Annotated in this window: 22 protein-coding genes and 1 pseudogene; 13 read left to right on the top strand and 10 right to left on the bottom strand. The window is 59.1% G+C overall.

Features of this window, described 5'->3' with window-relative positions:
- Positions 1–10: 10 nt before the first annotated feature.
- The 3 genes from H3H39_RS04735 to coaD all read left to right on the top strand — a co-directional run bounded on the left by H3H39_RS04735 (position 11) and on the right by coaD (position 3,357).
- Positions 11–670, top strand: a complete 660-nt coding sequence (locus H3H39_RS04735) for a response regulator (protein ID WP_182152158.1) — start codon at positions 11–13, stop codon at positions 668–670.
- Positions 667–2,001: an ATP-binding protein gene (locus tag H3H39_RS04730; protein WP_182152157.1), complete on the top strand. Its 1,335-nt coding sequence runs from the start codon at positions 667–669 to the stop codon at positions 1,999–2,001. The genes H3H39_RS04735 and H3H39_RS04730 overlap by 4 nt, the downstream gene beginning before the upstream one ends.
- 216 nt (positions 2,002–2,217) lie before the next feature.
- Positions 2,218–3,357: a pantetheine-phosphate adenylyltransferase gene (gene coaD, locus H3H39_RS04725; RefSeq protein ID WP_182152156.1), complete on the top strand. Its 1,140-nt coding sequence runs from the start codon at positions 2,218–2,220 to the stop codon at positions 3,355–3,357.
- A gap of 237 nt (positions 3,358–3,594) precedes the next feature.
- Here the strand turns inward: coaD and H3H39_RS04720 are convergent, their stop codons facing one another.
- From H3H39_RS04720 to H3H39_RS04700, 5 genes are all read right to left on the bottom strand, one after another.
- Positions 3,595–4,359: a tetratricopeptide repeat protein gene (locus tag H3H39_RS04720; protein ID WP_229217871.1), complete on the bottom strand. Its 765-nt coding sequence runs from the start codon at positions 4,357–4,359 to the stop codon at positions 3,595–3,597.
- A gap of 82 nt (positions 4,360–4,441) precedes the next feature.
- Positions 4,442–6,571, bottom strand: a complete 2,130-nt coding sequence (locus tag H3H39_RS04715) for a bifunctional 2',3'-cyclic-nucleotide 2'-phosphodiesterase/3'-nucleotidase (RefSeq protein ID WP_182152155.1) — start codon at positions 6,569–6,571, stop codon at positions 4,442–4,444.
- Between the two features lie 133 nt (positions 6,572–6,704).
- A complete protein-coding gene (locus tag H3H39_RS04710) occupies positions 6,705–8,528 on the bottom strand; it encodes a DUF3443 domain-containing protein (RefSeq protein ID WP_182152154.1) in 1,824 nt (607 codons plus the stop codon).
- Between the two features lie 9 nt (positions 8,529–8,537).
- Positions 8,538–9,005: a DUF2844 domain-containing protein gene (locus H3H39_RS04705; protein WP_182152153.1), complete on the bottom strand. Its 468-nt coding sequence runs from the start codon at positions 9,003–9,005 to the stop codon at positions 8,538–8,540.
- Between the two features lie 217 nt (positions 9,006–9,222).
- Positions 9,223–11,607 carry a TonB-dependent receptor plug domain-containing protein gene (locus H3H39_RS04700; RefSeq protein ID WP_182152152.1) on the bottom strand — a complete coding sequence of 795 codons (2,385 nt, stop codon included), beginning with the start codon at positions 11,605–11,607 and terminating at the stop codon, positions 9,223–9,225.
- Positions 11,608–11,855: 248 nt separating this feature from the next.
- On the opposite strand from H3H39_RS04700, the pseudogene H3H39_RS04695 reads away from it, so the two are divergent.
- Positions 11,856–12,866, top strand: a pseudogene (locus H3H39_RS04695) (PHP domain-containing protein); the annotation flags it as partial.
- 125 nt (positions 12,867–12,991) lie between these two features.
- On the opposite strand, the gene H3H39_RS04690 reads toward H3H39_RS04695, so the two are convergent.
- A complete protein-coding gene (locus H3H39_RS04690) occupies positions 12,992–13,951 on the bottom strand; it encodes a helix-turn-helix domain-containing protein (RefSeq protein ID WP_182152151.1) in 960 nt (319 codons plus the stop codon).
- Between the two features lie 321 nt (positions 13,952–14,272).
- Here H3H39_RS04690 and H3H39_RS04685 point away from each other — a divergent pair, with 321 nt between their 5' ends.
- The 9 genes from H3H39_RS04685 (at position 14,273) to H3H39_RS04645 (ending at position 21,667) form a co-directional block, all read left to right on the top strand.
- Positions 14,273–14,977, top strand: a complete 705-nt coding sequence (locus H3H39_RS04685) for a hypothetical protein (RefSeq protein WP_182152150.1) — start codon at positions 14,273–14,275, stop codon at positions 14,975–14,977.
- Positions 14,978–15,026: 49 nt separating this feature from the next.
- The gene (locus tag H3H39_RS04680; RefSeq protein WP_182152149.1) at positions 15,027–15,752 is read left to right on the top strand and encodes a hypothetical protein; all 726 of its coding nucleotides are present in this window, start codon (positions 15,027–15,029) and stop codon (positions 15,750–15,752) included.
- An 18-nt stretch (positions 15,753–15,770) separates the two neighbouring features.
- The gene (locus H3H39_RS04675; RefSeq protein WP_182152148.1) at positions 15,771–16,232 is read left to right on the top strand and encodes a hypothetical protein; all 462 of its coding nucleotides are present in this window, start codon (positions 15,771–15,773) and stop codon (positions 16,230–16,232) included.
- 25 nt (positions 16,233–16,257) lie between these two features.
- A complete protein-coding gene (locus H3H39_RS04670) occupies positions 16,258–17,112 on the top strand; it encodes a flagellin N-terminal helical domain-containing protein (protein ID WP_182152147.1) in 855 nt (284 codons plus the stop codon).
- Between the two features lie 15 nt (positions 17,113–17,127).
- Positions 17,128–17,493 (top strand): hypothetical protein, encoded by a 366-nt coding sequence (locus H3H39_RS04665; protein WP_182152146.1) that lies wholly within the window; start codon positions 17,128–17,130, stop codon positions 17,491–17,493.
- A gap of 15 nt (positions 17,494–17,508) precedes the next feature.
- Positions 17,509–17,955 (top strand): HAD domain-containing protein, encoded by a 447-nt coding sequence (locus tag H3H39_RS04660; protein ID WP_182152145.1) that lies wholly within the window; start codon positions 17,509–17,511, stop codon positions 17,953–17,955.
- 16 nt (positions 17,956–17,971) lie between these two features.
- Positions 17,972–18,526, top strand: coding sequence for an HAD domain-containing protein (locus H3H39_RS04655; RefSeq protein ID WP_182152144.1), 555 nt, complete (start codon positions 17,972–17,974; stop codon positions 18,524–18,526).
- Between the two features lie 304 nt (positions 18,527–18,830).
- Positions 18,831–19,319 (top strand): hypothetical protein, encoded by a 489-nt coding sequence (locus H3H39_RS04650; RefSeq protein WP_182152143.1) that lies wholly within the window; start codon positions 18,831–18,833, stop codon positions 19,317–19,319.
- 578 nt (positions 19,320–19,897) lie between these two features.
- On the top strand, positions 19,898–21,667 hold the full coding sequence (locus tag H3H39_RS04645) for a tetratricopeptide repeat protein (protein ID WP_182152142.1): 1,770 nt from the start codon (positions 19,898–19,900) through the stop codon (positions 21,665–21,667).
- A 77-nt stretch (positions 21,668–21,744) separates the two neighbouring features.
- Here H3H39_RS04645 and H3H39_RS04640 read toward each other — a convergent pair whose 3' ends face one another.
- From H3H39_RS04640 to H3H39_RS04625, 4 genes are all read right to left on the bottom strand, one after another.
- A complete protein-coding gene (locus tag H3H39_RS04640) occupies positions 21,745–22,404 on the bottom strand; it encodes a DUF4145 domain-containing protein (protein ID WP_182152141.1) in 660 nt (219 codons plus the stop codon).
- Positions 22,405–22,457: 53 nt separating this feature from the next.
- Positions 22,458–24,116 (bottom strand): hypothetical protein, encoded by a 1,659-nt coding sequence (locus tag H3H39_RS04635; protein ID WP_182152140.1) that lies wholly within the window; start codon positions 24,114–24,116, stop codon positions 22,458–22,460.
- Positions 24,117–24,299: 183 nt separating this feature from the next.
- A complete protein-coding gene (locus H3H39_RS04630; RefSeq protein ID WP_182152139.1) occupies positions 24,300–24,605 on the bottom strand; it encodes a hypothetical protein in 306 nt (101 codons plus the stop codon).
- Positions 24,606–24,681: 76 nt separating this feature from the next.
- Positions 24,682–25,431 (bottom strand): hypothetical protein, encoded by a 750-nt coding sequence (locus H3H39_RS04625; protein WP_182152138.1) that lies wholly within the window; start codon positions 25,429–25,431, stop codon positions 24,682–24,684.
- Positions 25,432–25,823: the final 392 nt, after the last annotated feature.

Below are 25,823 nucleotides of genomic sequence, written 5' to 3'. Positions count from 1 at the left end.
AAGGATACACATGCGACTTCTGCTGGTGGAAGACGACACGATGATCGGCGAAGTGGTGCTCGACCTGCTGCGGGCCGAGCACTACGCCGTCGACTGGGTCAAGGATGGTGACATGGCCGACACGGCGCTGCAAACCCAGACCTACGACCTGGTGCTGCTGGACCTGGGCCTGCCACGCAAGGATGGTTTGGAAGTGCTGCGCTCCATGCGCGCGCGCAAGGAGCTCACGCCCGTGCTGGTGGCCACCGCGCGCGACGCCAAGGAACAGCGCATCGCCGGCCTGGATGCGGGCGCCGACGACTATGTGCTCAAGCCCTACGACCTGGACGAGCTGCTGGCCCGCATCCGCGCGCTGCTGCGCCGCTCGGCCGGCCGGGCCGAACCTGTGTTCGAGCACAAGGGCGTGACGGTCAACCCGCAAACGCGCGAAGTGACGGTGGAAGGGAAGCTGGTCAACCTGTCGGCCCGTGAATGGGCCGTGCTGGAAGCGTTGATCGCCCGTCCCGGCATCGTGCTGTCGCGCCACCAGCTGGAGGAAAAGCTGTATAGCTGGAAGGATGAAGTCAACAGCAACGCGGTGGAAGTCTACATCCACGGCTTGCGCAAGAAACTGGGCAGCGAACTGATACAGAACGTGCGCGGCCTCGGTTACATGGTGCCCAAAGAATGAAAGTGAAAGTGCCGCGCGTCCCCGTCACGCACTCGCTGCGCGGCCGCCTGCTGTGGTTCCTGCTGGCGGCCATCACCATGGCGGCCGTGGCGCAGGCCATGATCGCCTACCGCAGCGCGCTGTACGACGCCGACCAGATCTTCGACTACCACATGCAGCAGATGGCGTTGTCGCTGCGTTCGAGCGCGCCGCTGGCCAATAGCGCGGCCGCGCCCAACAGCGATCCCGAGAACGACGATCTGGTGGTGCAGGTGTGGACGCCGGACGGGGTGCAGCTGTTCCGCTCCCAATCGCACGCCGACCTGCCGCAGCGCGCTGTACTGGGCTTCTCCAACGTACGGGCCAACGGCACCACCTACCGTATCTTCTCGGTCGCCACCAGCAACCAGACGGTGCAGGTGGCGCAGGACATGGCCGTGCGCCAGCGCATGGCAGGCACGCTGGCGCTGCGCACGGTGGGGCCGATCGCCGTCATGGCGCCCATGTTGATGCTGGTGGTGTGGTGGGTGGTGAGCGGCTCGCTGGCGCCGGTGGCGCGGGTGCGGCGGCAAGTGGCCGCACGCCGGGCCGACGATTTGTCGCCCGTGTCCGACGCCGACCTGCCGGACGAAGTGCGGCCGCTGGTGCAGGAACTGAACCTGCTGTTCGGCCGCGTGAAGACCGCGTTCGACGCCCAGCAGCATTTCGTGGCCGACGCCGCGCACGAACTGCGCTCGCCGCTGGCCGCGCTCAAGCTACAGGTATTGAGCCTGGAGCGCGCCGCCGACGACGGCGCCCGAGCCGTGGCCGTGGGCCGCCTGACGGCCGGTATCGAACGGGCCACACGGCTGGTGGAACAACTGCTGGTGCTGGCGCGCCAGGAAGCGGACGACAGCAAGCTGACGCCGCAGGACCTGACCGAGCTGGCACGGCGCACGCTGGGCGACATGGCCGGCCTGGCGCAGGCGCGCCAGATCGACCTGGGCCTGCACCACGCGGACCAGGCCAGCGTGGCCGGGCATCCTGACGCGCTGGTGATCCTGCTGCGCAACCTGATCGACAACGCCATCAAATACACACCGGCCGGCGGCACGGTGGACGTGGAACTGCGGCGCGCCGGCAACGGCGCCGTCACGTTGTGCGTGGACGACAGCGGCCCCGGCATCTCGCCCGAGGAGCGTGAACGCGTGTTCGACCGCTTCTACCGCGTGCCCGGCGCTGGCGCCGGCGGCAGCGGCCTGGGGCTGGCCATCATCAAGTCCATCGCCGAACGGCATGGCGCCACGCTGGCGCTGGAACAGTCGGAGCGCCTGGGCGGGTTGCGGGTAAGGATAGATTTTCCCGCGACCTAAGAGGCTGAGAGTTTTTCGTTCATGCCCGCTCATCACGCCAAAAGTCGCCCGCTCGTCGTTGCAAATGCTCGCGATAGCTCGCTATGGCTGCGCTTTGCGCCTGGATCGGCCGCCTTTTGGCGCGCTGCTCGGTCACGCTCGAATAACTCTCAGCCTCTGAGTTCCCGCTCCGGCTAGAATGTCGCTTTTGACACGCGACACGCGGCGGAGCGGAGTATGAAGAAAATCGGATTTTCCGGGACCCTGGACCCGATCACCAACGGCCACATGTGGGTGATCGGCGAAGCGCGTTCGCTGGCGGACGAGGTGGTGGTGTTCCTGTCCGAGAATCCGGCCAAGAAGCCCAAGTTCTCCGCCGAGGAGCGCAAGAGCATCATCGCGCTCAGTTGCGCCGAGCAGGGCTGGGACAACGTGCAGGTGGTGATCGTCAAGGGCGACTACACGGCGCGCGCGGCCAAAAAGCACGGCGCCGACTGCCTGATCCGCGGCATCCGCACCACCGCCGATTTCGACTACGAAAACCTGATCCAGCAAACCAACGTCGACGTGCTGCAAGGTGCCAAGACCATCTTCGTGATGCCGCCGCGCGACCTCGGTTCCGTCAGTTCCAGCTTCGTCAAGGCGCTGGAAGGGCCGATAGGCTGGAACTGGATCATGAAGAAGTTCGTACCTGGCCCGGCCTACCACGCCTGGGTACTGAGCTGGCTGCGCAAGGAGTGGGAAACCCTGTGGGATTACGCGCACGCCGACGCGCCCTCCATCGCCCACGCCGACCAGTGGTTCGTGCGCCTGACGGGCAGCACGGCTTATGGCGGTCCTGCGCGCCACTATCACAACCTGGACCACCTGGTGCACGGCCTGTGCGAGATCCGCGTGTGGGCCGCCAACACCCAGCCTGACCCGCGCGACGTGGACATCATCAAGCAAGCGTTCTGGTTCCATGACGCCGAATATGGCGCCGTCCATGGCGCCGTGTCGAACGAGGAGGCCAGCGTGCAGCTGTGGCTGGGCAGCAGCCTGTGTCACGACATGGGCGACGCGGCCGAACTGATACGGGCCACCGACCATTTCCAGGAAGCTGCCATCGAGCACCGGCTGAAGGACATCATGCTCAGCGTGGACCTGGCCATCCTTGGGCAGGACGAGGAGGTGTATCAGAACTATGCCCGTGGTATCCGCCAGGAATACATCCACCTGACGGAAACGAAGTACCGCGAACAGCGCAGCGGCGCGCTGGCCCACTTGCGGCGCAAGGCCGAGCAAGGGCGCTTGTTTGGCAACGCCTACTTCGCCGACCAGTACAACGAGCGGGCGATCGAGAACATGACGCGGGAGCTGGGGCAGTTGGCGGGCTGAGGCGGACCGCACAAGTCGGTGTCCACAAGTCGGTGTCAGGTCTGTCAAACGGACAGGCGCAGCGCATCTTTGATTTTTCTCAAGACGCGCCTTTTTGATACTCAAATTGGCTTCAGGGTTAGACCGCTTACCACATGCGATCTCTGCACCGTTTGATTGGGCTCAAGGGTATTATCTTTGAGTCCGATTGACAGACCTGACACCGACTGTGTGACACCGACTGTGACATGGCGGGAATCAGAAGCGGTTCCAGTTGTTGTGCCGATGCTCGGTCGCTTCCTTGAGCAGGTGCACGGCGCGCAGTTCGTCCTTGCCGCTGAGGGCGTCGCCCGTCTGGACCGCCATCGCTAGTTCCTGGATCGCGGGCGGATATTCGTGCTCGGCCGCTTCTTCCAATAGCTGGCGGGCGTGCGCTTCATCCCGCTCCACGCCACGGCCTTCGCGATAGGCGTTCGACAGCAGGAACATGGCGTGCGCGTTCCCCAGGTCGCTCGACACGGCCAGCCATCTGGCGCCTTGTGCATGATCCGGGCTGACACCTTCGCCGTTATTGAACTGCATGCCGAGCACCAGCGCCGCCCTGGCGTGTTTCTGTTGCGCCGCTTGCCGATACCACGGAATGGCCTGGTCCGGCGCGGCCGCGATGCCGGGGGCGCCGTGGCGCAGCAATTCGGCCAGCTGGAACGCCGCCTCCGTGTCGCCCGCGCGCGCCGCCTGCATGAACAGGCGCTGCGCTTCGGCGCGTTGGGCCGGGCGCGTCAAATAGAGCAATCCCAGTTCACGCTGGGCCACCGGCGCCTGGCGTTGTGCCCAATCGCGCAGGCGGCTCTCCGCCACCACGTCGCCTTGCTGGGCGGCGCGCATGGACATGCTTTCGATCTGCGCCGGCGCCGGCACCGGTTTGCTCAGCTGGCACGCCGACAGCGACAGCATCAGCGCCAGCGCGGAGAGGGGCAGATAAACGAAGCTGCCACCGTTTGGCGTGCGGGTGTGGTGGTTCATGGCTGATCCAGTTTTCATCGTTGAAAAAGAGCCGGATGCCTCGTGGGGACGAGGGGCCGACTCCGATCGAGGCAACGTAACGTTACTTGCTCAAGTCCACCGCGTACTTGGCAAAGCCGCTCGCATCCTGGCTACCTTCAGCCGTGATGTTCTTGATGCCGCTGCTTTTCGCCAGTGCCAGGTGGCCTGGCGCCGAACGCAGGATCACGGGGCCGGCTGTCGTCACTTTCACGAAGCTCCAGCTGCGCGCACTGCCGTTGTTGGCCAGCGTGACCTTGCCGCCAGCCTGGCCTTGCGCCATCAGGTAGTTGCTGACGACGGCCTGGTTCGCGTCCGGCGACTTGATGATGGTCTTGCTGCCGTCGATGCCGGGCACGTTGCCGCCGCCGCCGGCGCGGTAGTCGTTGGTGGCCACGATGAAGTCGTCGCCATCGGCCACCGCCTTGCCCAGGTAAGTGAGGTTGGCGATGCGGCTGCCCACGGGCTTGGTCACGTCGATCTGGTAGGTGAGGGCGTTGTTCTCGGCGTAGAACACGTCGTAGTTGTAGATGGTGCCGTAGCTCGGCACCAGGTCCTGTTCCGTGGCCTTGGCGGGATCGATCTGGCCGAACTGCTTGGCGGCCGTCTCCAGCCATGCTTTCAGGTCGGAACCCTTGATCTTCACGGCCTGCAGGTTGTTATTGCTGTACAGGTAAAGGTCGCCCGGATTGCGTACTTGCAGGCCCACGGGCGCGGCCGCGCTGGCGCCCGGCGCCACGTCGGTGAAGTCGGAGGCGCCGTTGCGGCCGGCCTTGAACGGCGCGCTGCACGAGATCACGGGGATGCTCTTGTAGCTGGCGATGGTGGCGTCGGTACTGGTGGCGATGAATTTTTTCACATAGTCGATCTGCGCCTGGTTCACCAGCTGGATCGCGCTCACGTCGCCGGCCAGCGCGAAGTAGGCCGACATTTCGAAGTCGGTCGCCACGCCCAGCGGCTGTTTGGCATAGGCGATGGTGGCCGCGTGCTCGGTGGCCACCAGCGGCGCGATGGCCGGATCGGCCTTCACCACGGTGGCGCCGTCGGCGTACTTGAAGCCGCGTGACTCCACCGTCGTCCTGGTGGGCTGCACCACCCACTTGCCGCCCTGGCGGGCCAGCGTCATCTTGATGATGCCGAGGCGTCGGCCCCAGCTCTGCGCCATCACGGTCGGCACGCCGTTCACGAAGCCGTTGACAGCGTCCACGTTGGCGCTGGCGGGGATGGCGGCGAACGAGGCGTCCAGCGCCGGTGCGCCCGTCTCTTTACCCTTGGGGAAAACCAGGTGCGAGTGGCCGATCATCAGCGCGTCGATGCCGGTGGTGCTCAGGTGGTAGCTGCCGTTTTCCATTTTCGGGCTGTAGGCGCTGGTGTCCAGGCCACCGTGCGACAACGCCACCACCAGGTCGGCGCCCTTGGCCCGCAGTTCGGGCACGTACTGCCTGGCCGCTTCCTGCACGCCTGTCACGGCGACCTTGCCGGCCAGGTTCTTCTGGTCCCATTCCAGGATTTGCGGCGGCACGAAGCTCATGATGCCGATGTTCAGTTTCACAGTCAGCTTGCTGCCGTCCGGCGCCACGGCCGCGAAGTCGCGCGGCAGCATGGCGTATGGCGGCAGGATGGGCTTCTGGCTGGCCACACCGGTCACGTTGGTCAGCACCAGCGGGAAGGCGGGCGCGCCACAGGTGCCGGCCGGTTTGCTCACGCCGGGAATGCCGAAGTCGGTGTTGGTGATCTGGCTCAGGAACGGCAGGCCGTAGTTGAATTCGTGGTTGCCCATGCCGCCACCGTCGTACTTGAGGGCGTTCATGGCCTTGTGGATGGCCAGCGTGTCGCCGCAGGCCACCGGTTTAGCCACGGCCTGGAGGTCGGCCAGCAGCGTACCCTGGATCACGTCGCCGTCGTCGAGCAGTACGTTGTTGGGGTTTTCCGCGCGCGCCGCCTGCACCAGGGTGGAGGTGCGCTCCAGGCCCAGGCTGGTGTCGTCGGCCAGCGCGTAGTAGTTATAGCTCATCACGTTGGCGTGCAGGTCGGTCGTCTCCAGCAGCGCCAGCGTGACGGTGGTGCCGTCCGGGATGGCCGGTACGGTCGGGCCGACGGGGGAGGTGGCGGCGTTGTCCGGCGTCGAGGAGCCGCCGCATGCCACCAGGCCGGCCGCGCTCAGGGCAGCCAACAGGACCAGATTCGTTTTCATCGTTACCTCGTATGGAAAGAGAGGTGGCGACTTTAACTAGTCCAAATGACAAGGTGATGACAATGCTATCGGCATGGCCCGAACCGCACGGAGCCAGGCATGCCCGACCCCGTGCGGACGTTCGCGTGGCCGCTCAATAAGCCCAGTAAGGTCCGTTGCCGGCCGTGGCACTGCTGCCTTCGAATACGACGAACACGCGACGGCCATAGAAGAACGGCAGGCCCCAGTCGAAGCCATTGCTGATCGAGACGCTGGCGCGGTTGTCGACCGTACCGCCGATGGAGGCGGCCGTGATGCTGTTCGACAGGTCATCCATGTTCACCACGATGAAGCTGACGGCGCCGGCGCCGCTGCCGTCATACGAGGCGTTGGTGGCCGTCAGGCTCAAGGTGCCCAGCGGGCAGTAGAAGCCGGTGCTGAAGTTGCAACTGGGGATGCCGGTGTCGGCGAAGAAGTAGGCGTTCGAGCCGCTGTCGATGAAGCTGGCGCTGTAGGTCTTGCCCTTATAGGTGGTGTTGAAGTCACCCGTGCTGCTGTCGGCCCGGTAGACGCTTTCGCCGCTGATGGCGTTGTTGGCCTGGGTGCCCACGCCGAACACCAGCGTGCCGTTGATCGAGGTGGCGCCGTTCGCGCTCACAGCGGGTAGCACCAGCAGCACGCCATTGTTGTTGGCGGCGAACGAGGCCACCGGGTTGCTCACCTGGCGTGACAGCGCCATGGTGCTGGGCGTGCAGCCGGCCGGCGTGCACGCGTAGTACATGCCGCCCGCGGTGGAGCGGGTGCAGCCCGCGCCGCAGTCCTGCTTGAACAGGCCGACGCCCAAAATGCCCTTGGCGCCCAGCGCCGGCAGCGTGCCCAGGTTGTTGCCGCTGCTGGTGCAATCGGCGGGCACGTTGGCGAAGCTGGCCGCGCTGTCGCCGATCACCTGGATCGAGATGCTCGACGCGGTCTCGTCACCCAGCTTGACGTCGGCCTGGCGCACCGCGCCCCATGTGTAACCGCTGACGAATTTACTGCATTCGCCGGCGCTGGCGCCGGACGCCGTCGTCACCTGCGGCAGTGCCAGCGACGGATCGAGCGGCGCCAGCAGGCGCAAGCCGTAGGAGCCGGTATCGACCAGTACGTGGTCGATGGTCTGGCACACGCTGGTGCCGGGACGGCATACGGTCACGTTCACATAGGGGACGTTGATGGCGCCACCGGCGCCCGGCGGGCCGTTATCGATCAGCAGCGTGGTGCTGTTGTTGCTACCGCCGATGGCGGCCACGGTGAGGGTGGCGCTGCCGCTGGCGTTGCCGCCGTCGCCGCTGCAACTGAGCGCGTATTGATAGCTGCCCGCCGCCGTTGGCGCCACGGCCACGGCGCCGCTGGTGGCCTTGCCGCCGTTCCAGGCGCCGCTGGCCGTGCAAGCCGTGGTGTTGGTGGAGGACCAGGTCAGCTGCGCGCTCTGGCCGCTGGTCACGCTGGCCGGCGTGAGCGCCAGGCTGACCGTCGGCTGCAGCGGCGCCGGGTTGACCGTTACGCTGGTGGTGTTGGCGACGCCGCTGCAGGTGATGGTGTAGCTGGCCGTGCCCACGGCCGACGGCGTGACGGCGTCCGTGCCGCTGGTGGGCAGGGTGCCGCTCCAGGCGCCGGACGCGGTGCAATCGCTGCTGGTGGTGTTGGTGGCGTTCCACGTCACGCTGACCACCTGGCCCAGCGTGACGGTGCTGGGCGAGGCGCTGATGCTGACCACGGCCGGCGTGGCCGGGGTGGGGGTGGGGGTGGTTGGGGCGGTGGTCGTGCCGCCCCCGCCGCCACCGCAGGCGGCCAGCGCAAGCGCGCAGCCGGCGGCGGCCAGTACTGAGACCGTGCGCGTGCGCCAGGCAATCAAGGCGCGCAAGGTATGCCAGGCGTGCAAGGAGCGCGAGGAGTGCGATGAAGGCGCACTGGCCGCCAGCTTCGATGGTGTCGGCATCAGGCTTCCTTATTCGATGTTGTCGGGGCTGAAGCCGGCGGGCAGTTCGCCCGGGATCCAGGCACGGCCGCTGAAGGCGCGCATATGGCCGTTCGAGACGATCACCACGTCGGGCCGCTCCACGGCCAGTTGCGAGTGGCCGGCCTTGGGCCGCTGGGCGGCGGCGCCTGTCATGGTGCCGAAGTGCTGCCCCAGCAGGGCGCGCAGGTCGGGCAGGAAGGGGCCGTTCCAGCTGACGGCGAACACGGCGCCGGCCGGGTTCACGTATTCGCGCACCACGGTGCCGCTGTCGAGCGTGCTGGTGCTCACGGTCCACGCGGCCGGTGTCGCGGCGGCGGCGGCGGCCAGGCTGCGCGCCGTGAGCCGGGGCGAGGTGGCGCCGAAGTGGGACGGGGCGCCGCCCAGGGCGGCATAGGCATAGCCGCAGGCCAGCAGCGGCAGCAGCGACAACAACAACGGTAGCAATGAACGGCGCATGACAACTCCAGGTATTCCAGGTGGCCGGGGTACCACGCGACCCTGGCATGCGCCGAGTGTATGACGGCCCGGCGTTGCCTTGAGTTAGGAAGATGTAAGCAAATGTTACCATCTCAACAAGTGAAAACGGCGCCCGGCACATTGCTGTGCGGGGCGCCGCTGGCGCTGGCGGGCAGCCCGGACAGCGGCCGCCGTTCAGGGCATCATGCTCACATCATCAGAACTTGACCCACAGGCGGCCGAAGTAGGACGCGCCGTTCAGGCCGAACTGCACGCTGTCGTACTTGAAGCCGTTGTCGGTTTCGTTCGGATCCTGGGCGGTTGGTTTGACGTTGAAGATGTTGGTGCCGCCGAAGGTGAACTTGGTGTTCTTGTTGATGGTGTAGGTGAACGCCAGGTCGGCCGAGGTCTTGGCTTCGTAATGCGCATTCGGCACACCGGCGGCGGTGCCGTCGAAGGTACCCAGCGTCTGCGGGCCGAAGTGGATCACTTTCAGGTCCGTCTCCAGCGCACCGGCCACGTAGTCGAAGCCCAGCGTGAACTTGGAACGGGGACCGCCCTGCTCGATGAACAGGCGCTCGCGCTCGGACAGCAGCACGTCCTCATAGCCCTTGAGCGAGGCGGGAGCGTGGATGCCCGTCACTTCGGTCTTGCTGAAGTTGGCCGCCAGGTAGGTGGTCATCTTGTTGGGGCCGAAGTTGGTCTTGTGGGATGCCGTCAAATCCAGGCCGCTGGTCTTGGTGTCGACCGAGTTGACGAAGAACTGGGCCTGGTCCACGCCCAGCGTGGCCAGCTTGGCCGCCAGCGCGGGGTAGTTGTCGGCGGTGAAGCGGCCCGACAGCACGATGCGGTCCTTGATCTTGATCTGGTACAGGTCGGCCGTGATGGAGGCGTTGTTGCTCGGGGTCCAGGTGGTGCCCAGCGTGAAGCTGGTGGACTTCTCTTCCTTCAGCTTGGGAATGCCGGCCAGGTTGGCCACGGCGCCGCCGTTGGGGGCCAGGTTGACGTCGGTCGACACACCCGCGACGATGTCGGTGAAGGTGGACGAGAAGTACTTCTGCTGCAGCGACGGGGCGCGGAAGCCGGTCGAGGCCGAACCGCGCACGAGCACATTGTCGGCGGCGCGCACGCTGCCGGCCAGCTTGCCGGTGACGGTGGAGCCGAAGTCGCTGTAGTTTTCGTAACGGACGGCGGCCTGGGTCTTGACGATCGGATTCAGGTCCAGTTCGATGTCCACATAACCGGCCGAGCTGTGGCGCTTGGCGTTGGTGCGGTCGCTGGGCTGGAAGCCGGGGAAGCCCTGGCTGCCGGCGTTGCCGCCGAAGCTGATGCCATCGGCGTCGATGTAGGAACCGGGTTCGCCGGCGAAGATTTTATAGGTCTCGCTGCGGTACTCGGCGCCGAAGGCCACGTTCAGGCCGCTCATCACGGTGTCGTAGAAACGGGTGAAGTCGACGTTGCTGGTCAACTGTTGGAACGAGAAGCCACCGGCCTGGAAGTGGTCGGGGCTGATGCCCTTGCCGCCGGCCAGCAGGTCCTGGTTGGCGATGGACGCGTTCAGCGTGTGGCTGATGTCGTACATCATCTTGTTGTAGCCGTAGGTCTGCGAGAAGTCGGCGTTCCATTCGCCGATCTGGCCGCGGTGGCCGATGATGGCGTACTGGTCATCGATCTTGCCGTTGATGAAGGGCACGAAGCCGTTCGGGTACATGGCCGCCGAGTTGCGCGATGGGATATCGCCCGTGCCCACGCCGCCACGGGACCAGGCGGCGCTGGAAGCGTCACGGGTCTGGGCGCCGGCCGTGAAGTACAGTTTGCCGGCCGGGGTGGCCAGGTCGCCGTTCACATACAGGGTCTGGTTCTGGGCCTTGGTGTCGCCGATGATGCGCAGGTCGGCCGGATCGGCGCGGTTGGAGCGGCCACGGTCCAGGAATTCGCCCGTGATGCCGATCACGCCCTTGTCGCCCAGGGCCACGCCGCAGTAAGCGGAAGCCAGGTAGTTCTTGCCGTCGCCCACCGAGTACTGGCTGTAGCCGGCCACCGCTTCGCAGCCGAGGCTCTTTTTCAGGCCGATGTCCATCACGCCGGCGATGGCGTCCGAGCCGTACTGGGCGGCGGCGCCGTCACGCAGCACCTGCACGTCTTTGATGGCCAGCATGGGGATGGAATTCATGTCGGTGCCCGTGTTGCCGCGGTTGCGCGCGCCGAACAGGTTGACCAGGGCCGTCGTGTGGCGGCGCTTGCCGTTCACCAGCACCAGGGTCTGGTCCGAACCGAGGCCGCGCAGAGCGGCCGAGTCCACCAGGTCGGCGCCGTCGGCGCCGGTCTGGCGGGTCGAGTTGAACGAGGGGGAGATATTGGTCAGGGTCTGGGCCAGGTCGAACTGGCCGCCCGATTCAGCCGCCTTGTTCATGGGGATCACGTCGACCGGCACGGCGGTGTCGGTGGCGGAACTGGCGGCGCGGCGCGAGCCGACCACGTTCACGGTCTGCATGCCGGCATCGTTGGTCTGGGCGTAGGATTCTGGCGCCATCATGGCCAGGGCGGCGCTGCCGTACAGGCTCAGCAAGACGGCTTTACGTAAAGTTGAAGTGGCGAACACGTTGACGTCTCCCTATGAAAAGCATGATTCTAGACAATTTATCCTATAGACACATATCAAATCTTGGTAGCGCTATAACAAAAAGTGAGGGAATGTGCTGTTTTGCATACAAAACACGAAAATGAGTCATTTTTTGTTGTTTTGATTGGAATTATGTATCGTATTCCCATCGAAAATGGATGATCCGGCAGCCGGCCAAACAGCGTAAAATACTGTATATAAACACAGTGCCGTTGTCATACCTTGCCATGTCTGCCGCCCCACCTCCGCCTCCACTCGCCGCCGGCCTGCCGGCTTATGCCGAGCTGTACTGCCTGTCGAATTTCTCCTTCCTGCATGGCGCTTCCCATGCGGAGGAACTGGTCGCGCGCGCGGCCCAGCTCGACTATGCGGCGCTGGCCCTGACGGACGAATGTTCGCTGGCCGGCGTGGTGCGGGCCCATGCGGAAGCGAAGCGGGCCGGCCTGCCGCTGCTGATCGGCGCTTCGTTCCAGTTGCGCGGCGCGGACGGCCAGGTGGCGCTGTCGCTGGTGGCGCTGGCGCAGAACCGCAACGGCTACGGCAACCTGGCCGAACTGATCACCATCGGCCGCACGCGGGCCGCCAAGGGCACGTATCTGCTCACGCCGGGCGACCTGGCCGCGCCGCCGCCCGAGTACGCCCACCTGCAAGGCTTGCCAGACTGCCTGCTGATCCTGCTGCCCCATTACCCGGCCCACCAGCCCGGCGACGTGGACCGTTTGCACGCGCAGGCGGCGTGGATGGCGGCCACCTTTCCCGGCCGGGCCTGGGTGGGGCTGAACCTGCTGCAACGGGCATTCGACGAGGCGCACCGCGTCAGCGTGGCCGAAGTGGCCAGCCAACATGGCTTGCCGGTGGTGGCGGTGGGCCATGTGTGCATGCACGTGCGCTCGCGCAAGCCGCTGCACGACACGCTGTGCGCGGTGCGCATCGGCAAGCCGGTGGGGGAGTGCGGCTACGCGCTGGCGCAGAACGCCGAGCAGCACTTGCGTCCGCGTTTGCGGCTGGCCAATCTGTACCCGGCGGCGGCGCTGGCCGAGACGGTGCGCATCGCCAGCCTGTGCCAATTTTCGCTCGACCAGTTGCGCTACGAATACCCGGACGAGCTGGTGCCCCCCGGCCACACGCCCTCCAGCTATCTGCGCCAGGAAACCTATATCGGCGCCCACCAGCGTTTTGTGGACGGCATCCCGGCCAAGGTGCAGCAGCAGATCGAGCACGAGCTGGCGCTGATGTCCCGGCGTAATAAAGTAGGCACCAGCTAAAGTAGGCACCAAATTTTGACCTCGGCGAAATAAAGTAAGCACTAAACCATGCGGCTCGATTAGGGGGCGCTGCTATTCTTTTTTGCTATTAAGTCGGGTCATCCATTCATTAGCGACTGAATGGCTTCACGTAATTTCAACTTCTTGGGTGCGCCGTCAGAGGTAACTCGAGGATATAACCTCGCTAAAAGTTCGTACCCGTCCAATTCAAGCGCGGTAGTGAGCTTCTCAAGTTGGTCCATTGATGCCGCAGCGCTACCGCGTTCCAGACGGCCAATAAAAGATTCGGTAAGCCCGCTAAGTGCGGCTACTTGCTCTTGGTTGAGTTTCAGGTCACGCCTCTTGTGGCGAAGCTCGTTCCCTAGCTGAAGAGCGTAGGATGCTTCGGGCCCTTCGGCCTTACCCATCACGGCATTCACATATCGTTCTAGCGTCACCAGCGAGAAGTTGGCTTTGGCATTTTCGATTTGGCTGATATGACCTTTCGTCTGCCCAAGTTTTTCTGCCAACTGAGATTGGTTCATGGCGTAAAACTGGCGTAGCTTTCGAAGGTCCTCTGCTACCGCTTGGCGCAAAGGAAGTTTAGGAGCTTCGCTTTGTGTGGTGTCGGACTCATGCGCATTGGTCTGCAAGGACGCTGGGTCAAGGCCAAGCCAAGCCGCTGGGTCCGCATCAAGTGATAACGCCAACGCTTCGATTTGGTCAAGCGAGGTATTACTCCGGCCGCCTTCGATAGCAACGATTAGAGAGATTGAGACGTGGGCAAGCTCAGCCAATCGCTCCTGCGACACCTTAGCACGGGCTTCGAGTAACCGTCTTGCCAGGAAGCTTTTGACGCTTACCCCAATTGTTGAAGGCCAAAGAGCTGACCTGATTCGCTCGAAGTTCGTTAACGAGACGTTGATGGAGCCCGCTTCTACGCCGCCAATGTATGCGCCACGTACTCCTGCAAGCTTGGCCAGATGTCTTTGTGACCACCCGAGCTGCGCCCTGCGGGTCGTCATCGCAAGCGCGAGGGTAGTACGCAACGAGTTGAGGGCTGGGGTGGCATTCTTCATCGGTGCGACTTTCGCCCACAATGTTGAATATCACCAGACGACATACTATAGCTGGTTTTACTATGGCAATATTTGCGATAGCAAAGTTTACTTATAATTTGTTTTGCCCTACAATCCATTTCCAAGGTGAAACGCTTGCTGAATCTATCAGCGTTTCCAGTCAGTCATGTCAGCAATCATCGTTTTTGGGGAATGTTTCTTCTCAGGGACTTCGTTTGCCTAAATCTGTGCACAAATTTTCGGGAGGTTTTTCCTTCAGGGGAACGGCTTGCCTGCGATTTGTAAAGCAGTTGCGTCTAATTTCTACTGGGACGTTTGGCTATGTTTAAAGCGACTTTTTTATTTTCATTTCCCTCAGACGAACTGATGGAACCGCTTCGGTTTGAGGTCGAAGCCATGCACGTACGCAGTGAAGGTCGCATGATTCTGACGTTCAACTACGGCAGGGACGGCAGGAAATTGACGCCGATGCATACGGGGTGGCTTGACAACTATACGCCCTGGTGTGAAAGCCCTGTGGCACTGCTGCTGCGGGCACTTCAAACACTGAAGAATCATTGGTATGTCAATCTGCGTGCTGAGCTGCACGTGACCCGTATCGAAGCCCTGGAGTTATCCATCGTCGGGGTTGACGCTTGCGGCGAAACCGATGTTCGGCTGGGACACCTCACGCTGACCCTGCCGCGAGCAACTTACTACGATAGTTTCAGGCTGAACCAAACGGTACCTGAGTCTCGCAGTCTGCCCGTAAGGGTCATGCACGCTGTCCCCATCGACGCCGCCCTTAGTGCATTGCGTGCAATCCAACAGGACGTAATGGATATCGAGGAACCCCCTTGCGCTTCGAACTTAGATGTCGTGACCGATTCGTCGGGAGTGCGCTATGTTCTCCGCGAACAAATTCCAAGCTATGCACAGGCTGCCTTTGACGCATTTAGCCGCCGCTTCCGTCTGGCGTCATGCGGCTCAATCAAAAGCAAAGCGCTTGTACATGCCCGCGATTGGGAACACTTTGTCGCGGCCTGAGCGCCGAGCCAGCCCCCTCAATTTTCATCACAACAGAAAGGTCTTTTTTGTGCGTATCACTACTGCTGTCGTAATCGCTACTGCCACGCTGGCTCTGTCGGCTTGCTCCACAACCCGAGGCCCCGGCGAAGATGGTTACAGGCTGCCGGGTAGCGGCCCAACCTCGAATGAAGAGTTTGAAAAAATGAAGGGGCATCTCGAGCAAAACGCGAAATCCAGTACGGTTAAAGCTGTCGCTGAGGGTGCGGTCGCAAGCACTGTGCGGCCAAGTGTCATTACCGTTGGTAATGTCGGCAGTCTACGTGAGGTAAGCGCCGAGGACATCCCCGAGTTCTACCGGAAGTCCTATGTAGTTAGCGCGGAAAAATGGCACCCGGGAGTTGCGCCTGCGATGACTGAGGCCGACCTCATAAAGGAGCTTGCGGGCTATACAGGCATTACTACCTGGAATATTCCCGGATTCGTCTCTCGCCGTACTACCGCAGCCGTGCGAAAGGCCGATGTGGCACTCGTCGATTTCCCCGGAAAGTTTTCCGCAAGCTTCTGGGGCACGACCGGAGACCTAGTGGCGGCGCGCTCAAATGAAGACGGCCTGTTTTTCGTCACGAGCGTGCTGTGTAAAGAATCTGCCTCTGACTACTCGAAATGCGCTGACCAATTTGTTCGCGGGAATTTCGACGGCAATACCGGCGTCGAGCTCGAACGAGACCTGTCGCAAAAGTCGGATGGCAGCCGCATTGACGTAACGACCTACAAAGCCATTCCGAAAATCTAAGCACACAGGAACACTCACATGAAAAAAGCAATTTTCAGCATCGCTATCGCATCGGTCGCATTGACGGCCTGCTCAACGGAGCAAGTCGGACAATTCGCTCGTGCGATGCAGACCAACGCCCCTGCATCTCAAGTCACGCCGAAGCCAGCAACTCCGGCAGCGCCGCAAATTTCGCTGGCTTCGGCCGGTACGCTCAACCAGTGCAGAACCGAGCTCTCGCCATCGCGTGACGCATTGCTCGTCACCGCTGGCCACAACAGTTCGAATCAGTATTACACGTGCGCTGTGGGCAGCCCGATGACTCTTCGGCGTGCAGAGCCCGGATTCAATGCCCACCTGATTTCGCTTGTCTGTGACCTGTCTAAGCCGGTCGTAAACACGCCCGTCAATGACGGCGATAACACTATCGTCAATTGCACGTATGTTGGGCCAAGCCGTTTGCCTTCGGTTGTGGATGGCGTGCCTGTGAAAGCAATTTAAGGCTGTATACGACTGGAGACTAGGAATGCTGAGTTTGCGCACAAATTCTGCTGCGATGTCTGCGATTAGGGCTGCTGACCGTGCTGGCCGTGCGGCAGCCGTAGCGCAAACTCGGCTTTCAACGGGCTACCGCATCAACTCAGCTCAGGATGACGCGGCAGGCCTTCAAATCGCGACGCGCCTCAAGGCTCAGTCTAGCGGGATAGCTGTAGCGATGAAGAACGCACAAAACGGCATCTCGATGATGCAGACTGTCGAAGGTGCCGTTCAAAACATCATCTCGCTGTATAGCCGGATGCACGATTTGGCGATTCAAGCCGCCGATGGTTCCTCATCTCAGTCCGATAAGGCTGCGCTACAGACCGAGTTCGCCGCGCAGTACGATGAAGTCTGGAACCAACTCGGGTTGCAATGGGCCGGAGAGGACTTGTTCATCACCAGGGCTCCTCAGTACAACGCAAAATTGTGGGCTCCGTTTAATCTGCAAATTGGGGCATCGAAGAGCGATACGATGACTGTCGATTTGCGCCCTGTCGTGGGGCAAACCCCGTTAGGGTTAAAGTGGGGAACCGCAGAATTACAGACTGTCTTGACGCAAAACGCGAGTCAAACTATCGACGACACCGCGCAGGCCATAGATATTTGGAGCGCCGTCGGCAGCGCGGTGGGTGCCGTCGCGAACAGGCTGGAGCACGTGTACGCCAATCTCGCCAACGAATCCGCGAATACCCAGAACGCTGCGGGAAGAATCATGGATACCGACTACGCTACTGAAACTGCCAGTGCCACCAGTGCGCAGATGTTGGAACAGGCGTCTACTGCGATGCTGAAGCAATCAAACAGTGCAGCCAGCTTAACGCTGTCGCTAGTTAGCACGTAATCTAAAGGAGTGGCCATGCAGACTGATTCGACGCGTCATAATGAAATCCTCGCTGACTTCCCACGCGAAGAAGTGCTGGGCTCAGTTGGAGGCTCACAGCCAAAACTTCTGCTGAAAAAAAGTGCCGACGGCACCTATGGCCCGACGCAGCACAGTGGCGATTCGCTCCTGGCGCGATTTGAAGCGGCAGATGACGTTGTCGGCCAGCTCCGCACCTATTTCCTGCGTAAGCAAGTTGAGAATCCCGACTGGACGTCTGAGCAGAACCTGGAACGCATTCGCAAAGGCCTGGCCAGCAAAGCCGAGAGTGGCCATTGGCCTTTTACGCCAGCGGAGCAAGCATGGATTATGAACCGGCTGCGTAACCTCTGTAACTCATAGCGGAAAAGTGAGTCGATGATTTTATTTCTCGATTTTGATGGCGTTCTCCATCCGGACATTACGTACGGTGATAGCGCGCTGCTGTGCAAGCTACCGATTCTTGAAGGCGTACTGCGCCGCAGGTCAAATGTGCAGGTGGTAGTCAGTTCGACTTGGCGCGAGAAGCGCACGTTACCCGAGCTCCAATCGCTCTTCAGCGCTGACATTGCACAGCGCATTATCGACCTAACGCCCGCCTGGCGTGATGTACAAGATGACGCAAATTTCGGCACATACGTCCGGCAGGCAGAAATCGAGGCATGGCTTCGTACGACCGGCCGCATCTGGGAGCGCTGGCTGGCTGTCGATGACCAGAAGCACTTGTTTAAGCCATTCTGTCCAAACCTGTTCACTACGAGCCCGGCGACTGGCCTAACTGAAGCCGACGCTAAGGTTCTGGAATTGCGTCTGACTACGCCATAAACCATCAAAGATTGATATGCCAAGTTCCTTAGCGCATCAACAGCCAGTGGTCTTCCTCGACATAGATGATGTGCTGTGCGTGCATCGCACTCTCAACACCCGTGAAGTGTTGGCTGCACTAGCGGGCGACGAGACCGCTGATGCAAACCAGGTGTGGCAGCAGATTTTTCATGTCGCAGCTGTCGAAAACCTACGCCAACTGCACACCGAGTTTGAGCCTGCTTATGTCATCAGTTCAAGCTGGACGCTGGAATTGACCAAGGCACAGCTGTGCGGGACGTTTAAAAAAACCGGACTCGGTTTCGTGGCCGATGGACTGCACGAACATTGGTGCACGCCGCGTGATGACGAGTCTTACAGACTGGTCGAAATTGATGCCTGGCTTGACACGCACACGCTACTGAAGCCGGTACCGTTTGTGGTCCTCGACGATGTGGTGAGCGGCCTGTCTCTGAGCTATTCGCACCTCGAAGCAAATACGGTTCTCTGCGAAGCCGGGGCGGGATTTTTGTTAGTCCAACTGCGCCAGGCCCAGGCAATCTTAAGAAGCCAACTCCCGAAGCTGAGGTAGCGATGGGACACCGCATCGAAGGTTTCCACGACCGAGCAATGGGGTACGCCTTTCTGTGTTGGATTTTCCAGCGTCCAGTGCTTGTTCGACCTCCCCGCTTCTCATGGTTGCTCGATGCGTTTATTGCAGACAGCGATGAGCTTGAGCTCTACCTGAAATCCCTGGGCCTGCCCTATGACCGCAGACGAATCGGCCGTGATAGCGCTGATGTGGGGCCGCCTTCAGCGGCTAGCAGATTTTCGGAAATCGAGGAGTTCAATCGCAGTCGAGACCTGCATTCAAGGTAGCCACTAGGAGCCAAACGATGCCACTACCTGTAGCTGACCCAAAACTGCCCCCAATCGTATTTTTGAACACTAGCCTGCTGAACTCTTCGGCCAGCGTACAGGCGTTACTGGCACTGCACATTGAGTTCTACCCCTACTATGTGGTGGCCAACGAGGACCGATTGACCCGTGACCAGGTGGTCGATGCTCTTATAAGGGATGGCCTTGCTTTTGTGGTGGACAGCTTGCACGAAGTCTGGAGCCTGGCCTCAGTTTCTGCGGTCAGCCCGGATGCACGGATTGGTGCTTGGGCCCGTCAGCAGCCTTCACCACGTGAACCGTTTTCGTTTCTCGTCATTGAAGATGCCCGCAACTGCGGCGCGACGTCAGACACACATTTGGCTGACTACACGGTGTTCTGCGACGTACCTTGCGGCTTCGATGACGACGCACTGAGCCAAGCTCGTTTAATTTTGCGGTCGCAAATCCCCATCAACGAAAGCCCATCGGGGATGAAACATCGTTGAGTTTAAGTGCGTGCGCGATGTAGAATTGGGACAGCTTGGGGCACCGTAGCCTTTAAATGTCAAATGCCCATGCAGGATATTTGCTGACAGCGAGAGTTCCTCCCTTCTTTAAAGGTGATGCTATGGCGGTTTGGCAATTCGACGTTTATTTCATTCCGCGTGGCTCCGTCGCGCCTGATACGGGCGTTGCCGGTTGGGAGCCAGTCCTGCCCCCGAAGGTTGCGCGTTCTCTTCAAGAGGACTTAGCACACTACTTGGGAGCACCGTGGTTCATGCTAAAGGACTGGCTTGTCTTCGGCCCCGAAAATGGTAACCGCGTCGATGCCACGTTTAACGATGATGGTTCAGCCAGCGTTTCTGTTCGACTCGACATCAGAAACGACGCGCCGCAGTTTCTAGTTTTGGTCATAGAGCAGGCGAAACTGCATCACTGCTCTTTATTCTGTCCTGAGATTGGCGAAGTCATAGAACCTGACGTTCACCAGGTGCTCTCCGCTATAACTCGGTGGCAGTCACACAGTCTGGGTCCGCACTGACCGGTGTTAGTCCCCAATTCTGGACTTCTTTGCGCAAGGCCTATGAGAAAATCGTTTGTCGTGCTTGCGGCTGTCGTAACCTTGCTTATCAGCGGCTGCACTGAGCGCGCCGATAAGGCTGAGGGTGAATCTAACACTGGCGCTAAAGGTGGGCCAGCCTCTGCCAGTGCAGCGGCTGGCGAAACGAGAAAGTCAAAGTACACGCCGCCGACAGCCGAGGAACTAGCTCCCCTTCGACCTGAATATTCTGCGGAGCTTGCCAAAATTACTGAGCCCCCTGAGATGGCGTTGAAGCCTATGCAGGTACGGAAGCCCGCGTCTCCAGCAATAGTACAGGTCGGCGATATCTTGAATTCCCTTGGCTCGCCTGAGAAAGCAACTCATAGTCAACGTGCCGAGACTATCAACGCTCTGCTTAAACTTAGCAAGGACCAGGCTCTAAACGAAGATTGGGGCAAAGCGACGTTGTACAGCGCAGTCGCTATGCTTAGCTGCATTGATGGCGCAACTCCCGAGACTGTTATTGGATACGCGAACAGCGCCATAGGCGACAAGGATGATGATGCATTAGCGCTGCGGGCTCGGATGTACTTGAGAGCTTCGAAACCCAACAGCGCTCTCGATGACCTTGAAAAAATAATGGCTCATGACCAAAGGAATGCGCTTAGAGGTGAAGGAACCGAGCCCCATAAGGAGTCTTCCGCTTGTGGTTGGAGCATTGCTGATTTTGACTCACTTGGAAGTGACCCGCGAGCTCTTGCTGCAAAAGGGCTTTATCTAAGCTCGTTTCTTTCGCTTGGCGCGCAATCCAGGGGAGCTGTTAATGAAGCGGAAATCCGCAACCTTTATGACCGTGCGTCGAAATCATGGCATTCCCCAATTCCGCATTACCTTGTTAGCAGCAGCTATACCTTGGGTAGTGAGCACTCCATGAAAGGGGCTGGCTGCATCCGCTCAAGTCCCGTCCCAGAAATCGTGAGCGTTTGCGAGAAATATGATGATGGAATGCGGCAGCAAATTCGCGAGATGACGATGGCCTTAATGATTGAGCCGACGTTCTTACCGGCACTCGCTGCCCGAGCTAACTTGTATCTGACCCTTGCCCAGGGTACGGCCGCTGACGACAAGCCATCGCGTAAGCTCTTCGAGTTCGCAATCAAGGACTTTGATGCAGCACTCGCAGTGGGTGCTGGCGATAAGCACGTACTGTATTGTGACCGCGCCCTAGCTCAGGCATCTATTGGTTTATTGAAGGATGCGACTCGAGGGTACGAGCAGTGCATGAAATACGCAAAAAACGGCGTCGAGGACAGTCCTTTTGTCTATATGCAGCTCGCCGGGCTATACCTCAAAATTGGGCGATTCAATGACGCTGCGAACCTTTTATCACAAGCTCTCATGAACGTGTCCGGTGGCGGCATGGATGTGGTGATTTTCAGTGGCGGCATCCGAGGGTTCCGCGCCCTGTATCCAGAATACGACCTGCTGCCGGACGAAATCCTCGCAGAAGCCGTGCGCAGAAGGTACTTCCCACAGTTCTCAAAAGATTGGAATGCCGAGTTCATTTCTGGCACCAAGCACAATCAAGGGAAAATTTTATCCAGCGTATTGTCGGACCTTTACGCCCTTAGAGGTGACGCCTACCTGAAGGCTGGCCGACTCGGACAAGCGCAAGCTGACTACAGCCGATTGAAGAGTAATGCTTGGGGCGGGGACGACCGCTATTTGCCGCGTAGCCTGTACTTCGATGAGAGTGGATATCGAAATATTGGTAATCCAGAGCCTTTCCCTCCGCTTCCGGCCCAATTCTGACCGGGATGGCTCGAAGCCCCTTTGATGGCCCCAGAATCGCATCCCGCCGGTCCTTTTTCGCCTTGATTGCCTTTGCTTTAGCTCAGCCACATCCCCAACAGGCGTTCGACGTCTCGTATCATCGCCTTCACATCCTCTCGTGTGAACTCATCGACCTTCCCATGAGCCGCGCTGTTCCTAACAGCAGCAAGCGCAGTAATCTGTTTTTGCACCACCGAGTTGTATCGCCCAGCTTTTGCCAAGTCATCATTCATCTTGCTGAGCTTTCCGGGTACAAGACCGCTTTGTGCACACAAGTCCCTCAGCGTGGTTTCTAGAACAACTCCCGCAATGACGGCTGCGGGAAGCGGGTAACCAGCTCCCAGGAGTTCATCTGCTTGCTCAAGTTCGGTGGTGAACACCTCAGCTTGAACTAGGTTACGCATAGTGGTGAGATAACCGCCTTCAAAATCTTCCTTTGCAGCCCGGAAGACGCTGAGTACACGTTTGAATCGCGTTGGTGAGTCCTCATAGGATTGAGGCTCCTCGGCTTCGACGAACGATTTGAAATGCTCTGACTCGCGTCCACATGCCGTTGAAAGCAAATTCCTCGCCTTCACACACCAACCTAAAATTACGTCCGCATCGATATGCTGATATACGCCGGAGTAAGCACCGCTCTTAGTAGATTCGGTGGCAGCGATGTCTTGGGCCTGTTGCTCCAGTTCGTTAAATCTATTCTTTAGTTGCTGGTTCATAGGATTAGTTACCCGAGTATTTACGCTTACTGTTATATTGCCGCCACTCAAGTTCACCTCGAATGCATATCTTGTTCTGGTATGGTAGTCGAGTCGGTAGATGCAGCGCTCCGTTTCGGCAAAAGAATGTCCGGCCAGGATATGGGCACGTCATTTGAAAGAGATTTCAAAGAAGCCCGCAATTCCAGATGTTCAGGATAGTCATCAGCAGTTAACGTCGCAGTTTCGCGGAAGCGTTCATATTGACCCAATGCACGGTATCGTTCAGCCAATTCGAGACCAATCGCGGCTTCGAATAGTCTAGGAAAGCGTATCCCGCCCGCGTTCCCACGCCTTTTCTTGTAGCGCTGGAAGGTTTGAAATTGTTCTTCAATTGTACAGTCGACAGCTTGTGATAAGTATGCATGGAGCAATAGCGATTCTGCACTAACTGTTTTGAAGTCTCTATCCATCAGCTTATTAAATGCCCCGCTGATTGGTACGGACTTTTCTTTCGCAATGCTGTTAAAAAGCACCAGCATCACCCAGTACGGGCGGCGCGCGTCTGCCTTCATTTTGGTTGCATGAGATAGGTAGCTCCGAAGTAGGTCGGAAATGTCCGTGACTTTTCCGCCTGAAGGTACGCCGCTAAACTGCTCAAGAAATGCTTCCAATCTGTCTCGGCCAAGTTTGGAAATATCTCCGCTCGTATCGGCTATCCAAGCCTGAGAGCCCAATCTTACTGTCACCACACCGGACAGTTCAGAGTGGTAGTCATAACTTTCCTTATCAACGACAGGTTGCTTGCATACGAAAGAGATGATGACATCTCGAATTAGCCTAGCTAACCCTTGGAGGGTAAGCATCCGCTGCCGCCCCTCTATAGGCAGAACAGTTTCAACGTGGCCGGGCAGCATCGAAACCATGCCGGGTAGTTGCCGTAGATTGTGCACATATTGCGAGCGTGCCTTGTACGCCGCCTCCAACAACCCAAGCAACTCACTTCTCCCAGGTGGATTGGCGTGCTCTTCAAAATTCCCCTCGAAATAGTCTGCGGACACATTTGCAGCTACAAACTCTTGGAATCTACGGCTCAATGCTACATGCTCAATTGAAATCACCGCCTCACGTACCCGTTCGGCTACCTCAGCTGGCGCAGACTCCAATGCCTCATCGATAGGCACTCTTTTTTTCTCTTGAATCGAATCCCAGTCTGACTCATAGCCATCAAAGTCTTGAGTAAGAGATTCGCCAGCCGCAACCATTAAAGTGTACGCGAGCTCTAAATCATCCGCCACGCGATGCAATCCTGTTACGTAAGTACGAATTGCCCGCATTACGCCGAGATAGGTCTTTCGCTCAAGCCCGAGCAACTGATTTATAAAGTTTACGAATTCTTTCGAGTCATCAGGCTGGAGAAATACATCTTTATCGAATGTACGCCGGAGAAGGCGCTGGGGCACCTTGCGGGTCGCCGTTCCCGCGACTCCGCTGATGAGCCTGCGAACAAGGTCAATGTCGGGTGAGCAAGTGCAATTAAAGAACAGGCTCACAATCATGGACATGTCTTGAAGATAAGCATCGGCCCCGTGGCTAATCAATACTCCCGGCCCATCCGAAGGTGCCTCAATTCGTTCAACAAACTCATAAACGACCATCTTCGGTGAAGCGCTCAACTCTGAAGATTGAACTAAACGGCCAAACGATGATGCTGAGAGCACATCGTCGTTCATGTGGTCTAGGTGAAGGTTGGTGTAGAGTACTCCTCGCAATGAATTTTCGCGTGAAGGCGGTCGTTGGAAAAATTTTCCGGTTGTGATTTGTAGCAATTAGCCCTCTCTTGATTACCTTCTGACGACTTCTCCATCGTTTGGGCCTTGACGCTCATTTACTTTGATTACAGGGAACGAGGAGCCTCAACGCTTACACTGTGCCAGCTTTGGCTTTATTCGTGCCAACGCCGGTAAGGTGCCTGGGGAGCGTTTTTCTTCAGACGCCTTCTCGAGCTCAATATATTCGGACACAGTCAAATTTTTGGCAAGGACATCAAAAGTGCAATCGCAGAATGTGGCTGCACTGGCGGCATCGTCCTGGCGCTCTATAGCTCGTGCTACGCATGAGTTTACAAACTGTTTTCGCAGAGACTGCGCTGGCAAGGTATCACTTGCGGCAGCCACTTCCGTAAGAGCCAACATAGTGACCAATAGAAGAATATGTTTCATCGTGTTTAATCCTAGTCAATAGTATTTTTTGCGATGCGCAATTGGAAGCGCCTTCAGACTATCACCATTTTTTTGCTCAATCGCCTACGTCTTGGTCTCGTTCGACGTCAAAGCTAGCAAAGATGCAAGCGTCCAGTTCGCAGGGATAAAGTCCAAGCTTTTCAGAAAGCTGCTGAAGACTGCTCTGGACAAAAAGGTAGACTGTTTCATCCACCAACGCCGCACCCTTGGGAACAAAACTTGCTCCCAATTGCTTCATCTTTTTCAGAACTCGGCTATCGAGTGGTATTTCATACCGCGACAAGCCTAGCCACTGGATAAAGTTTCTTGCTTGCTTTTGTCCTAATCCAGGAAATTTCCCCCCTCGCAGAATGTAAGATACAACTTCCTGCTCTTTTTTAAGCGTGGTATGGGTACGGATAGTTTCCAGAGCCGACAACAGAGGTTCCCACTCTCCACTTTCCAGATTCTCAAGTATGCAAACTAGGTTGTTTGCAATAGTATCATTCCGCCGCAACCCTGCTTTCTTACATGCAGTCGATATCATGGGCTCGAGATTCTTTTCGGCTATACAGGCTCGAAGGTCTAGCACAGGGCTTTCGGAGTCTAAGAATTTCGCCACTTTACTACCGGGACCGGACTTTTGCTGTGTGGTGACCTGACATCCCACCAGCGCACCCCATATCGCTTGCTTGCTAATGTCCAGGTTGATGCGTTTCACGTTTCGTCGGCGTCGAGCTCTCGGCAATGCCTTATTTTTATTTTCCTGAACAAAATCTGTCCAACGGAGTACATCCTCATTCGCGATTTCCCAAAATGCCTTCATAGTATTTCCCTGTAAAAAACTCCGGTGGCTTCTGTGTTTAGGTCAAAAAAGTCTAACTTCTGAGCCATCCTTGGTCGCGGCAAACAACCATTTGAGGCTTACATTTTGCCCGCTGAGGAAGGTCCAAATGTTGCAGGATAGCATCTAAATTGGCACGAAAATACGCAAACTGTCACCACCTAGCCTCGATTGGGCGAACCGAAGCATATTTCGTAAAGTAGTGGGAAAGCCCGACCGAAAGGTGCTGCACGCAGGAGCCGGATAGTGGGCTCAAACGCCCCCTCCGTGAAGGGGAATACTTGGAGTATAATTGCCGTGCAGCAATTGAGGTACGTGTATTAAAGAGGTAATTTTTTGTGAATTGAGGGCATTCTTAATTAGGACATAGGTGA

The sequence above is a fragment of the Rugamonas apoptosis genome, from assembly GCF_014042355.1.
In the GTDB taxonomy this organism is placed as follows: domain Bacteria; phylum Pseudomonadota; class Gammaproteobacteria; order Burkholderiales; family Burkholderiaceae_D; genus Rugamonas; species Rugamonas apoptosis.
The sequence above is the reverse complement of the archived record's forward strand: the minus strand, read 5'-3'. Positions and strand labels throughout refer to the sequence as shown.